This is a genomic window from Gracilibacillus sp. HCP3S3_G5_2 (assembly GCF_052063305.1).
GTDB lineage: Bacteria > Bacillota > Bacilli > Bacillales > Amphibacillaceae > Gracilibacillus.
In genome coordinates this window covers 120,542-133,773 of the sequence record NZ_JBQHXU010000010.1, presented here as the reverse complement: position 1 = coordinate 133,773, position 13,232 = coordinate 120,542, and the positions used below count along the sequence as shown (strand labels likewise).

10 protein-coding genes are annotated in these 13,232 nt (G+C 38.0%); 8 read left to right on the top strand and 2 right to left on the bottom strand.

Going from position 1 to position 13,232, the window contains the following annotated elements; all coding sequences use genetic code 11:
* Positions 1 to 234: 234 nt before the first annotated feature.
* Positions 235 to 2,988, bottom strand: coding sequence for a phosphoenolpyruvate carboxylase (gene ppc, locus ACTNEP_RS15495; protein WP_441162925.1), 2,754 nt, complete (start codon positions 2,986 to 2,988; stop codon positions 235 to 237).
* 559 nt (positions 2,989 to 3,547) lie between these two features.
* On the opposite strand from ppc, the gene ACTNEP_RS15490 reads away from it, so the two are divergent.
* The 7 genes from ACTNEP_RS15490 to dhaM all read left to right on the top strand — a co-directional run bounded on the left by ACTNEP_RS15490 (position 3,548) and on the right by dhaM (position 10,741).
* Positions 3,548 to 4,084, top strand: a complete 537-nt coding sequence (locus ACTNEP_RS15490) for a glycerol-3-phosphate responsive antiterminator (protein ID WP_441162924.1) — start codon at positions 3,548 to 3,550, stop codon at positions 4,082 to 4,084.
* A 219-nt stretch (positions 4,085 to 4,303) separates the two neighbouring features.
* The gene (locus tag ACTNEP_RS15485; RefSeq protein ID WP_441162923.1) at positions 4,304 to 5,146 is read left to right on the top strand and encodes an MIP/aquaporin family protein; all 843 of its coding nucleotides are present in this window, start codon (positions 4,304 to 4,306) and stop codon (positions 5,144 to 5,146) included.
* 29 nt (positions 5,147 to 5,175) lie between these two features.
* The gene (gene glpK, locus ACTNEP_RS15480) at positions 5,176 to 6,666 is read left to right on the top strand and encodes a glycerol kinase GlpK (protein ID WP_441162922.1); all 1,491 of its coding nucleotides are present in this window, start codon (positions 5,176 to 5,178) and stop codon (positions 6,664 to 6,666) included.
* A gap of 160 nt (positions 6,667 to 6,826) precedes the next feature.
* Entirely contained in the window at positions 6,827 to 8,485 is a 1,659-nt protein-coding gene (locus ACTNEP_RS15475; RefSeq protein WP_441162921.1) for a glycerol-3-phosphate dehydrogenase/oxidase, read from the top strand.
* 241 nt (positions 8,486 to 8,726) lie between these two features.
* Positions 8,727 to 9,716: a dihydroxyacetone kinase subunit DhaK gene (dhaK, locus tag ACTNEP_RS15470; RefSeq protein WP_441162920.1), complete on the top strand. Its 990-nt coding sequence runs from the start codon at positions 8,727 to 8,729 to the stop codon at positions 9,714 to 9,716.
* Between the two features lie 12 nt (positions 9,717 to 9,728).
* On the top strand, positions 9,729 to 10,349 hold the full coding sequence (dhaL, locus tag ACTNEP_RS15465) for a dihydroxyacetone kinase subunit DhaL (protein WP_441162919.1): 621 nt from the start codon (positions 9,729 to 9,731) through the stop codon (positions 10,347 to 10,349).
* Between the two features lie 2 nt (positions 10,350 to 10,351).
* Positions 10,352 to 10,741: a dihydroxyacetone kinase phosphoryl donor subunit DhaM gene (gene dhaM, locus ACTNEP_RS15460; RefSeq protein ID WP_441162918.1), complete on the top strand. Its 390-nt coding sequence runs from the start codon at positions 10,352 to 10,354 to the stop codon at positions 10,739 to 10,741.
* A 195-nt stretch (positions 10,742 to 10,936) separates the two neighbouring features.
* Here the strand turns inward: dhaM and ACTNEP_RS15455 are convergent, their stop codons facing one another.
* Positions 10,937 to 12,118: a Gfo/Idh/MocA family protein gene (locus ACTNEP_RS15455; RefSeq protein WP_441162917.1), complete on the bottom strand. Its 1,182-nt coding sequence runs from the start codon at positions 12,116 to 12,118 to the stop codon at positions 10,937 to 10,939.
* Between the two features lie 141 nt (positions 12,119 to 12,259).
* Here ACTNEP_RS15455 and ACTNEP_RS15450 point away from each other — a divergent pair, with 141 nt between their 5' ends.
* Positions 12,260 to 13,087 (top strand): AraC family transcriptional regulator, encoded by an 828-nt coding sequence (locus ACTNEP_RS15450; protein WP_441162916.1) that lies wholly within the window; start codon positions 12,260 to 12,262, stop codon positions 13,085 to 13,087.
* Positions 13,088 to 13,232: the final 145 nt, after the last annotated feature.

Genomic DNA, 13,232 nt, shown 5'->3' with positions numbered 1-13,232 from the left:
TGTTTTCAAGTATAGTATAACATAACGTTCAAATTTTTGTAACAAATAGTTCACGTTTTAGACACATTTTTTCGGATAAAATTTGAACTTTAGATGCGTATAAGGCAACGCTATTCAAAATTAACTATCTTCTTATTTTACGTATACCATTTTGAATGTTATTTTAAACATCCATAAAATGCAAAAAAGCCTTTAAGCTTTCGCTTAAAGGCTTTTTTGGTGGGGAATGCATGATCAACCGGTATTTCGAAGACCAGCTGCAACACCATTAATGGTAAGCAGGGCTTCCATTAGCAGCTCAGTATATTCAGAGCTATTTTCGTCTTGGTTGCGTAATTTAGAAACGAGTTGAACTTGTAATAAATTTAAAGGATCAACTAAAGGATTTCTTAACCTTACAGAATCCTTAATATTTTGTCGGTTATCAAGTAGTTCTTCCTGACCGGTAATTTGCAAGACGATTTCCTTCGTTAGCGCATATTCTTCTTTAATAGCATGAAAGATTCGAGTACTGATTTCATCATCTTGCATCATATTGGCATATTCCTGTGCAGTTTGAATATCTGCTTTTGTCAAGGCCATTTGCAGATTATTAATGGTAGCATTAAAGAATGGCCAATTTTGATACATTTTTTGTAATAGTGCCAGATTTCCGGTTTGATCAAGGTATTGCTTAAAGCCGGTGCCTGCTGCATACCAAGCTGGCAATAATTGACGACTTTGCGTCCAAGCAAATACCCAAGGGATAGCCCGGAGATCCTCAAATCGGTCACTGCCCTTACGCTTCATTGGTCGAGAACCAATATTTAAGTCACCTAATTCATGTAGTGGAGTTGCTTGATTAAAATATTTGAGAAAGCCTGGATCTTCAAAAACCAATGATTGATATTTTTTTAATGCGAATTCGGAAATGACGCTCATCGCATTTACTTCTTCTTGAGAAGGCTTCATATTCGTATTGTCATCATTTAATCCCATAATACCTGTCAGCAGGGTAGAAGTAGCTTGTTCCAGACTACGATAAGCAATCCCTTCTAATAGATAACGAGAAGATAATACTTCACCTTGCTCCGTTATTTTTACACCATCACCTAAGGTTACAGCAGGTTGTGATAATAAACTGGAATAGAGTGGCCCGCCACCACGGCCTAGTGAACCACCACGTCCATGGAAATATTTTAGTTTGACTCCATAACTTGAGGCAATGTCATGAATGTCTTGTTGTGCCTTGTATAATTCCCAATTAGCTGTGATATTTCCACCATCTTTACTACTGTCAGAGTATCCCAGCATTACTTCCTGTAAGTCACCACGTGCTTCAAGATGTTTACGATATAAAGGAATATCAAATAATCTTTTAATCATGTCAGGCCCATTCTTTAAGTCATCAATTGTTTCAAGAAGCGGGGCAACATGAATTCGACTAACTACTTTTCCATTTGGATAAACTCGATATAGTCCTGCTTCTTTCGCTAATACTAATACTTCCAACAGGTCACTTACATTGTCTGTCATACTAATTAAGTAAACTTCAATTGCACGTAAGCCGAATGTATCTTGTGCTCGTTTGATCATTCGGAACGTATCAATTACTTCCAAGGTCTCAGGACTGAACTCATCGTAAATAGAAATTAATGGGCGGGGATTCTCTAAAACAGAAATAAGTGTTTTTACTTTTTCTTCTTCATTTAGAGATGTATATTCCTCAACGATCCCGACTTTATGGAAAACCTCACTGAGAGCTGATTCATGCTCCCCACTATGGTTTCGAATATCCAAAGAAGCAAGGTGGAATCCGAATAGATCAACTTGGCGAATTACCTTGCGTAATAGCTTGACTGGATTATGCAGTGGGTGATGTAGCTTCATACTGTCGCGAATAAGGTTTAAATCTGCAAGTAAATCTTCCGCTTTAGCATAGCCACGATTGTCATCCTTTTCAGTATATTCAAGCTTTTTAAGCATTAGTGACAGTTTAACGCGATATACTTCATCATCTTTATGCCAACCATTATATGCTAATTTTTTACGATCATTTTGAATCGATTCTCTTAATGCTTCGCTAACCTTTATTTTAGTATCAGAATGACTAAGGCGATCTTTTAACGTACTAAGTGCGTCTTTATATTTTCTTAGTACTAATTCACGGTGACGTTTTAATGTTTCGAATGTGGTTGTTGCTTTAACATTCGGGTTACCGTCACGGTCACCACCGATCCATGAACCAAAGCGCAGGAAAGAAGGGATGTTCCAACGTTGATTATATTTCTCATATAATAAATCTTCTAGGTCATCGTGTATTTTTGGTAAGACATCAAATAACACCCGGTCAAAGTAGTATAATCCATTTGATACTTCTTTCATAACCGAAGGTTTTTTCTGTCTTATTTCTTCAGTTTGCCATAAGAACGTTATTTCGTTTGCAATTCGTTCTTTAATCATTTTTTTCTCATATCTTGTATAAGAATAATCCCAACTAGTTAATAAACGTGCAATTCTTTTATGAATTTGTAAAATCGTTCTTCTTGTTGCCTCTGTCGGGTGTGCAGTCATAATCAATTCCAGTGACAGTTTCCCTAGTAAGTCAGTAATCTGCTCTGGAGTGATATTGTTATCAATTAATGTTTTTACGCCCGCTTCTAATGATCCAGGCTGGATGATGTTCGCATCCTGTGCTTGGTATTCACGACGTCTCCTTGTACGGTAGTTTTGCTCTGCAATGTTTAATAAGTGAAGGTGAATAGAGAAAGCACGAATAACTTTTTTTCTCAATTCAGGCTCCAGTTCATTTATTTTTTGTTTAATTTTATCTTGAGTTGATGCTTCTTGTGTCTCTCTGAATTCTGTGGATAAAACCCGAATCTCTTTAACTGTATTTAGTAGTATATCGCCACCTTCATGCAGCAATACATCATCTAGGATTTTAGTTAAGTATTCAGCATCTTTCAATAATGAAACATTTGATTTCTCCTCTGATGTCGTAACCATATTGTCCCACTTCCTTTCAAGATTTTAATCCAAATAAGGTGTTTTGAATTTTAGTATGCATGTAATAGTGTCTTGCTTTGAATAACTTGCAATAGATAGTTGGCTGGAATTGGTTAGAGGACGTAAACTGGACAAACGATTCCATACTGCCCTTGAATCGTTATGATAAAAATGAAAAAGTGACATAAAATAGACACATCTATTATAATAACACGATTTGATCAAATTGAATATTATTTTCGCTTATATTGTCGTAATTATCTGACATCTATCTATTTATCTCGGAACTAATATTCCGTAAAAAACCCAACGTCAAGTTCAAGTAAAACGATGAAGCCAAGAGGGGATAAGGTGATGGAATACCCTGATAAGGTTCGCAAACCCTTACGATATCTCCCTTTTTTAGTAAAGTTAACTATTGATGTCTAACTCCAGTCACTACGTTGCTAAACTGTCTCTCGTTATTTGTCTTATGTATAATAGTTGAGTCTATTTATATATTAAGTTTATGCTAAATGGAAGAGAATCGCAAATCCTGATAGAAGAAGGAGGGGATACAATGGAACTTAAAGGAGTTCTACCAGCTGTGCGAAAAATGAAAGATTTTGAAATTATTTTAAAGAGTGATCATCAACTTTTTATTATATTGGAAACAAGAATTGCCCAGTTATCGCAAATCATTCAACACGCTAAAAAGCATAATAAAAAAGTTCTCGTCCATGCTGATTTAATAAATGGATTAAAAGTAGATCAATATGGAATGGAATATTTAATAAGACAAGTAAAAGTAGATGGTATCATTTCTACTAGAGCAAATGTGATTTCAATGGCAAAGAAGAGTAATATAGTCGCTATCCAACGGTTATTTGCGATTGATAGTTCAGCAATTGAAAAAAATATAGAGCTAGTAGTAAAAACACAACCAGATTATATTGAGGTATTACCGGGAATTATCCCAACTGTGCTTGAAGAAGTAGCAAATAAAACGGGACTACCAGTGATTGCAGGAGGACTAATCAAGTCCCAACAAGATATTGACAATGCGTTACAACAAGGAGCAATAGCAATTACGACTTCAAATGTAGAACTTTGGTGAAAAAGTATAGATAAAAATCGTTGACAGCGCTTTACATACCGTGTATCGTTATAGATAACAAGTTAACAAAAGTGTCGGAGACAAGGAGTCCACACAGCTAGTTGCGTACCTTCCTAGGAAAGGGTATGTAATAGTGCTGTGTGGATTTTTGTTTTTACACTGCACGCGTGCATCTCTTGTTGAAGATAGTACACATTATTTGATAAGGGGTGAAGCATAGTGACTGAATTTTTAGCTGAGTTAATAGGAACAATGATCCTGATTATTTTTGGAGGCGGTGTTGTCGGTGGCGTTGCTTTGAAAAAATCGAAAGCAGAAGGTGCTGGTTGGATCGTTATCACAATTGGTTGGGGGTTAGCTGTGGCGATGGGGGTTTATGCAGTAGGGAATATTTCTGATGCCCATATTAATCCAGCTGTAACCTTAGGTTTTGCTTCCATTGGAGAATTTCCTTGGGCGAAGGTACCGACGTATATTACTGCTCAAATGATTGGAGCATTTATCGGAGCGGTTATTGTCTTTTTTCAATATTTACCACATTGGAAGGAAACAGAAGATAAAGGGGCAAAATTGTCTGTGTTTTCTACAGATCCTGCTGTGAAAAGTCTACCATCCAATTTAGTAAGTGAAATGATCGGGACTTTTGTATTAGTAATGGGACTTTTATTTATTGGTGCTAATGAATTTACAGAAGGCTTAAACCCGATTATTGTAGGATTATTAATTGTAGCGATCGGGGTGTCACTCGGAGGGACAACAGGTTATGCCATTAATCCAGCGAGAGACTTAGGACCTCGAATTGCTCATGCTGTCTTACCTATTATTGGCAAAGGGGATTCGAATTGGGGGTATGCATGGATACCAGTATTAGGGCCAATAATCGGTGGTATATATGGAGCGGTGTTCTATAAGGCAATGTTCATTGGTGACGTAACTGGCTTGTTTTGGATGATGTCTGTTGTGGTAGCAGTAATATTAGTGGTAGCGTTAACGACAGAATTAAAAAAACATAATGGTGCAATTAATTCCACCAATCGCGCTTCTGAAAATAAAGTAGTCTAAAACGAAAAGTATGATGGGGAGGAAGTATAATGGAAAAATTTATTTTATCAATTGATCAAGGTACAACTAGCTCACGAGCTATTATTTTTAATCAGAAAGGAGAAATTGTTGAGGTAGCACAACGAGAATTTGAACAGTTTTTTCCTAAACCTGGCTGGGTGGAACATGATGCAAATGAAATTTGGACTTCTGTTTTATCCTGTATAGCAGAAGTTCTTAGAAAGGCAGATATTGAAGCATCGCAAATTGCTGGAATCGGTATTACTAACCAACGCGAAACCGCAGTTGTATGGGACAAAGAAACAGGAAAACCGATTTATAAAGCAATTGTTTGGCAGTCAAGACAAACGGAAAATATTTGCCGGGAATTAAGAGAAGCAGGATATCAAGATACGTTTCGAAGTAAAACGGGCCTGTTAATAGATGCCTATTTCTCAGGTACAAAAGTAAAATGGATTTTAGATAATGTGGAAGGAGCAAGAGAAAAAGCTGATCAAGGCAAACTTTTATTCGGTACGATTGATACATGGCTAATTTATAAACTAACAGGTGGTAAAGTACATGTAACAGACTATTCAAATGCATCACGAACACTCATGTATAACATTTATGATTTAAAGTGGGATGAAGAGCTGTTAGATATTTTAGGCGTACCGAAGAATATGCTACCAGAAGTAAAGTCATCATCTGAAGTATATGGTAAAACAGTTGATTATCATTTCTTCGGTCAAAATGTCCCAATTGCCGGAGCAGCTGGAGACCAGCAATCAGCCTTATTCGGGCAGGCATGTTTCGAAAAAGGAATGGTAAAAAATACGTATGGAACTGGATGCTTTATGTTGATGCATACAGGTGAGGAACCTGTTCAATCTGATCATGGGCTGCTTACGACATTAGCCTGTGGGGTCGATGGAAAAGTCGAGTATGCGTTAGAGGGAAGTATTTTCGTTGCCGGTTCTGCAGTACAGTGGCTGCGAGACGGTTTACGAATGTTTAATCAAGCCAATCAATCAGAGGAATATGCGTCTAGAGTGGAATCTGCAGACGGTGTATATTTAGTTCCTGCATTTGTCGGTTTAGGCACACCCTACTGGGATAGTGATGTGCGAGGAGCTGTATTTGGATTAACACGTGGAACAACAAAAGAGCATTTCATCCGTGCTACTTTGGAATCGATCGCTTATCAGACGAAAGATGTACTTGGTGCTATGGTAGAAGATTCAGGAATCGAGGTAAAGTCACTAAGAGTGGATGGCGGTGCTGTAGCTAATAACTTATTAATGCAATTCCAAAGTGATCTTTTGAATGTACCTTTCGAAAGGCCGGAAGTAATTGAAACAACAGCCTCAGGAGCAGCATATTTGGCTGGCTTAGCGGTAGGATTTTGGGATAGCAGGGAAGAGATCACGAACCAGTGGAAAGTAAATAAACGTTTTGAAAGTGAAATGGACGACAGACAACGAACCGCTTTATATGATGGCTGGAAAAAAGCAGTAGAAGCAACAAGAGTATTTAAATGAGAAAAGCTTTGTGCGCCTGTTTTGGATGATAGCGATGTGTAGGTGCATCACTAATCGATCGCTTGTAAGATGATTTTGTGAGTCGCCTAGCTTCTAGGTGCTTCGAATAAACATCTAAGTAAATAAAAAAACAACGTTATGGTTATAGGGGGACAAATCAATGGCATTCTCGAGTAAAAAACGTACAGAGACATACCAACAAATGAAAACAGATCAACTTGATTTAATTGTAATCGGTGGTGGCATTACAGGGGCAGGTATTGCCCTTGATGCTGCCTTAAGAGGTATTAAAGTTGCCGTTGTGGAAATGCAGGATTTTGCAGCAGGTACATCAAGCAGATCCACTAAGCTTGTCCATGGTGGCTTACGTTACTTAAAGCAATTTGAAGTAAAAATGGTCGCTGAGGTAGGGAAGGAAAGAGAAATAGTGTATGAAAATGGTCCTCATGTGACTACGCCTGAATGGATGATGCTCCCGTTTTATCAAGATGGTACTTTCGGACCTTTCACCACTAATATCGGGTTACGAGTCTATGATTTCTTGGCAGGAGTAAAGAAATCGGAACGTCGGAAAATGCTTAATCGCGATGAAGCTATAAGACGTGAGCCATTATTAAAAGATGAAGGGTTAAAAGGTGCAGGTTATTATGTAGAATACCGTACAGATGATGCACGATTAACAATGGAAGTAATGAAAAAAGCTGTCACAAAAGGCGCTCTTGCATTAAACTATGCAAAGGTTTCCGATCTGCTATACGAAAACGGACGTGTAAAAGGGATAGAAGTAGTCGATCAATTAACAAATGAAGTTCATGAAATAAAGGCTAAATATGTGGTGAATGCTGCCGGACCATGGGTAGATACCATCCGTGAGAAAGATAATTCAAAAAGAGGAAAAACACTGCAATTAACGAAAGGAATTCACCTTGTCTTTGATCAATCTCGTTTTCCCTTAAAACAAGCGATCTATTTTGATACACCTGATGGTCGAATGGTCTTTGCGATTCCACGAGAGGGTAAAACATATGTAGGTACAACAGATACTGTCTATCATGGAGATATCGCACACCCAACAATGACGGAATCGGATCGTGATTATGTGCTAGAAGCGATTAATTTTATGTTTCCTAGTCAGAAGCTTTCAGCAGATGATGTCGAGTCGAGCTGGGCTGGCTTACGGCCGTTAATCCATGAAGAGGGTAAGGACCCTTCAGAAATTTCCCGAAAGGACGAAATTTTTGAATCAGATTCAGGACTTATTTCGATTGCCGGTGGTAAATTGACAGGATACCGTAAAATGGCCGAACATGTAGTGAATGTGATACGTGACAAGATGGTCAAGGCAGAGAATAAAGTCTTTTATCCAAGTGACACAAAGCATTTACCAATATCTGGTGGTGATGTTGGTGGCTCGAAAGGATTTAAAGAATATAAGAAAGAACAAGTTACAAAAGGGGTAGAGTTAGGTTTAACGGAAGAAGTGGCAGACATTCTCGTACAGCGTTACGGCTCTAATATCCCGATTGTTTATGATTACTATCAGCAAGCACTGGAGAAAGAAAATGGTTTATCACCTGTAACGGCTGCCATGCTTTACTACGGTATTGAACATGAAGCGACATGTAAACCGGTTGACTTTTTTATTCGCAGAACAGGAGCTCTATTCTTTAATATTAATTGGGTTAAAAAAGAAATGGAAGCAGTTATTAACGAGATGCAGCAAGTATTTGGTTGGTCTGATCAAACAAAAGAAGTGTATACGCAAGAGCTTGAACAATTACTTTATGAAGCTGTCCATCCAACGACTGACAACCATTAAATTTTCAATCAAACTATGGGCTCAGTTTTACATACAACTGGGCTCATTTTTTTCATCGTACTAATCGTCCCTAACCCCCGCCTGAGAGAAAACTCACTTGAAATCGTATAAAACCAATACATTTTTCTATAAGTGTATGCTACATAAGGGGAAAAAAGAACGATAAGTATGTACAATAAAAGTGGAAAAATGAACTGATATTCGGTAGTATGAAAATAAATATGATTGAGGTGATAGCAGGATGAAAAAAGTAATAAACAATGCCAATCATGTAGTGGATGAAATGTTAGACGGATTAGTAGCTGCATATCGGGATGTTTTGAAAAGGCTTCCAGGAACGACTGTCGTTACAAGACGTGATGCACCAATTCAGGATAAAGTAGCTATCATAAGTGGTGGTGGAAGTGGACACGAACCGGCACACGCAGGATATGTAGGCAAAGGTATGTTGGATGCGGCTGTAGCAGGGGAAGTATTTACATCACCCACTCCCGATCAAATTGTAGAAGCGATTAAGGCTGTTGACAGTGGTAATGGAGTTCTCCTAATTATCAAAAATTATACAGGTGACGTAATGAATTTTGAAATGGCACAAGAAATGGCAGAGATGGAAGGGATAAAAGTTGATAAGGTGATAGTCAATGATGATGTGGCAGTTGAAGACAGTACATTCACTATTGGGCGAAGAGGAATAGCTGGTACTGTTTTTGTTCATAAGATTGCAGGAGCAAAGGCTGATACTGGGGCATCATTGGAAGAAGTAAAAGCCGTTGCTGAAAAAACAATTGCAAATGTACGATCAATGGGTGTCGCTTTATCATCATGTACTGTTCCTGCAGCTGGGAAGCCTAGCTTCACTTTAGCAGATAACGAGATGGAAATAGGAATTGGTATTCATGGAGAGCCAGGTATCGAACGGATACCATTGCAAGAAGCAGACGCCATTACAACCATTCTCGTTAATAAAATCCTGTCAGAGATGGATGAGAAGCAAGAAGTTGCGGTAATGGTAAATGGCCTCGGATCTACACCAGAAATGGAATTACATATTGTGAATAGAAAGGTCACTCAAATACTGGATGAAAAAGGGATTAAGCTGTATAAAACTTGGGTAGGAGAATATATGACATCTTTGGAAATGGCAGGTTTCTCCATAACCTTGTTAAAATTGGATGATGAATTAAAGGAGCTTTTAGTAAAAGATGTTAAGACAATTGCATTTCAAGTCTAAAAGGAGAATGATATGATTATATTAACAGTTGATAAAACAAAAGAATGGATGAAAGAAATCCAAAAAAGAATGTTTGATCATAAAGATCAGTTAACAGAACTTGACCAAGCGATTGGAGATGGTGATCACGGTATTAATATGGCGCGTGGATTCCATGAAGTGGTAGCGAAAATCAATCATACCACCTATGATTCGGTTGCAGACGTGCTTAAAAGTGCAGCTATGACATTAATGGCAAAAGTTGGTGGAGCATCAGGGCCATTATATGGAACTGCATTTTTGAAAATGTCCATCGCAATGCAAGGAAAAGAAGTAAATGAAGAGGTTTTTAAGCAGGCGATAAATGATGCAGTAGATGGTCTCCAATCTCGTGGTAAAGCAGATTTTGGTGAAAAAACGATGTATGATGTATGGAAGCAAGTGGCGGATTTTTTAGAAGAAGAAGACGTTTCAGAATGGCATGGACTACTGGAAGTTTGTCAGGCTACGATTGAAGACACACGAGAATTGACCGCAACCAAAGGACGTGCATCCTATCTTAAGGACCGTTCTAAGGGCCATGTTGATCCCGGTTCTATGTCGTCATTTTATATTTTTGAAGCATTAACAGAAATACTTGATTTGGAGGAATAAGTATGTCACAAAAGGTAGGAATTATTATTGTGTCTCATAGCTTTCAAATTGGTGAAGGGATCAAGAAATTAATTGACCAAGTTATTGACAATGTACCGCTTTCACTTGCTTGTGGTACTCTTGACAATGAAATTGGCACAAGTATAGAAAAAATGCAAAAAGCCATCGAGCAAGCTGCAGGTAACAGCGGGGCTATTATCTTTTACGATTTAGGTAGTGCAAGAATGAACGCGGAAATGGCGATAGAATTGGCAGACACTCCTCATTTACGTATAGCTGAGGGGGTCCCGCTTGTAGAAGGTGCATATGTTGCAGCTGTTGAATCAAATATCGGGAAATCTTTAGAAGAGATAATGGACAGCTTGGAGAAGATGAAGATCGAAAATTTGTAGTCAGAGTGTATTACACTGCTACGTATCTATAGTGGCTGCATAGTTTGATCATGGTGCTAATCGTCCGTCAAACCTGACTTAAGCTTCAAGTTAATCAAGGAAGCTAAGTGCGGATAACGGACGCTAACACCTTGATAAGTTTCAATTTTCACATCATTTTTTCAAGAGTTCCTTAGACTTTTTTTATCCATCTAACTATAATTTGACGATCTTTCCTGATTGGCTCCATTCGACACCTAAATCGTTTGGTAGACAAAACTGTTGGTAGCATTGTTTTAACGTCTCACTTAACCCTTGAACAGTAGTCAATTTTCTATCTTCATCATAAGCAATCCAATGCTTAGGGAATTTTGGAATGTCCTGTACAGACTGATGTATTCCGTATATTGCATGGACATGTGCACTGGCAGCTTCAGGTCCGCATAAAATACTTCTATTCTGATCACGTACTGCTTCAATCATCACACCCAGTTTTGCTATATGATTATTTTCCGGATCCTCATAGGATTTTTCTCTACCATCATGCCATTTTGCCACAATTTCACTACGCTCCCCTTCAGGATGGTAGGTGATTGTCGCCTCTTCAAATTCTAATGTGTATTTTGGACGATGTTCTTTTGCAACAGCATGTGAAGCAAGAAACATCATCTCTACCTTATTTTTTGTCTGTAAATGAATCGCACAGGTATCAAATGTTTCAATTGGATTTGCCTTATATAATTCAGCAGAAATCTGATCAATTTCTGCACTTGTTTCAACCGAATCACCAGATAAATAAAGCAGGTGATGGAGAAAATGAGCAGTAGCATTATTTGCTACACTATCAAAAATCATTTGTCCATCCGAACTGTATTTTTTCCCTGCCCATCCAGATCTGTTGAAATAATCAGCATTTCTCGGCCAGAGAACAAGGCTTTTCATTCTTAGTGGTCGGCCAAATTGACCAGCTAAAATATCCTGCTTTAAAGATTGCACAGAATCAGTGAATGACCAGTTGAAGCCGATCGCTAATTTTTTATTCTTACGGTCTCTTGTTTCAATCATTTCCTGTAAATGTTCTCGATTAGCTGTTGCCGGCTTTTCACAAAGTACATGGCTTCCTTTTTCCATTGCAAGACATGCTTGTGCTTTATGTAAATGAATAGGCGTCGAAATAATAGCCAGATCTGCTTGATGCTCTTGGTAGAACTGATCTAAAGAATCATAGACTGGTATATGACGATCTTTTATTTCCTGGTAGAAATCAGAACGTTCTGGTGCAACATCCACTACTCCTTTCACGAATACGTTTTCATAATTACCTTGAAAAAGGTTTTTTACGTATATGTTACCGTACCCTCCAATTCCAACTAACACAATGGAAACTTCGTTACCCATGGGAAAATCTCCTCGCTTTTTTGCTTTTTTTAAAATTCTTACTATATAATAGCAATATATCATAACTTCCCGATTTTCGCAGTGAATGAATAAAAATTACTGAAAAATAAACCAAATAATCTGAAAAGTGGAGGAAGTTTCATGTTAAAGGATATTCGGATTGAACCATTCGGTATACAGCTATATGAAAGCAAACATCATGCAGGAGAACGTATCGAAGAGCATCATCATCAAATTTATCAGCTTCTATATGTCCTTGAAGGAACAGGTAAAATCATCTTGGATGGAGCTGAGTATCTACTTGAGCAGGACCATGTAACTTTTATTACACCGCTAACATCGCATGCTATTTTTTCTGATCATAAATTAACAGTCTTAGTACTTGCCTTTGACAGCAGAATTATAGATAGTACGAATCAAGCATTATTTGAACAAACATTATATGAATCTAAATTTATCGGGTTAAATTCATTTAATAGTAGTGAAATTCGTCAGCTGTTACGTACCATGTTGTATGAACAGGCCCATCAAACCCTTCATCAAGAGATGGCGTTACGAACTTATTTATCACAGTTACTCCTATTAATCGCACGAGGGGAGAAAAGTAATGAACAAGTCGATGCAAACTCATTAAGAGCCGAGCGATTAAAGGAGTATATTGATTCTCATTACTTCGAGGGGGTCCATGCAGAAGACTTAGCATCACGACTGGGAATGAGTACGAGACATATGAATACGATTTTCAAAGATACATACAAAACGACACCGATGCAATACTTAACAGAGGTGCGCGTAGGGCTGGCTAAAAAGATGCTAGCAGAAACGGATAAAGATATTGCTTCTATCTGTTTCGAGGTAGGTTTTGAGTCGATATCTACTTTTTATCGTTCGTTTAAAAATAATACCTCGCTTTCTCCAAATAAATACCGCACTACACAACAAAATTATCAAAAGTGGGGTAGCCAGTAAACCATGGAAAGTTGCCAGAAAACTAGCGGGAGTTGCCAGTAAACTAGCGGGAGTTGCCAGTAAACCATGGGAAGTCGCCAGTAAATTAACCAGAGAAGCCCCCAGTATTCGACTATAAATGCTAGTAATCTTCCAAATCATTTCC

Bases quoted from the DNA above. Each gene is read 5' to 3' on its own strand.
- dhaK (WP_441162920.1), top strand. From the start codon at position 8,727: ATGAAAAAAGTAATAAACAATGCCAATCATGTAGTGGATGAAATGTTA.
- glpK (WP_441162922.1), top strand. From the start codon at position 5,176: ATGGAAAAATTTATTTTATCAATTGATCAAGGTACAACTAGCTCACGA.
- dhaM (WP_441162918.1), top strand. From the start codon at position 10,352: ATGTCACAAAAGGTAGGAATTATTATTGTGTCTCATAGCTTTCAAATT.
- ACTNEP_RS15450 (WP_441162916.1), top strand. From the start codon at position 12,260: ATGTTAAAGGATATTCGGATTGAACCATTCGGTATACAGCTATATGAA.
- dhaL (WP_441162919.1), top strand. From the start codon at position 9,729: ATGATTATATTAACAGTTGATAAAACAAAAGAATGGATGAAAGAAATC.
- ppc (WP_441162925.1), bottom strand. From the start codon at position 2,988: ATGGTTACGACATCAGAGGAGAAATCAAATGTTTCATTATTGAAAGAT.
- ACTNEP_RS15490 (WP_441162924.1), top strand. From the start codon at position 3,548: ATGGAACTTAAAGGAGTTCTACCAGCTGTGCGAAAAATGAAAGATTTT.
- ACTNEP_RS15455 (WP_441162917.1), bottom strand. From the start codon at position 12,118: ATGGGTAACGAAGTTTCCATTGTGTTAGTTGGAATTGGAGGGTACGGT.
- ACTNEP_RS15475 (WP_441162921.1), top strand. From the start codon at position 6,827: ATGGCATTCTCGAGTAAAAAACGTACAGAGACATACCAACAAATGAAA.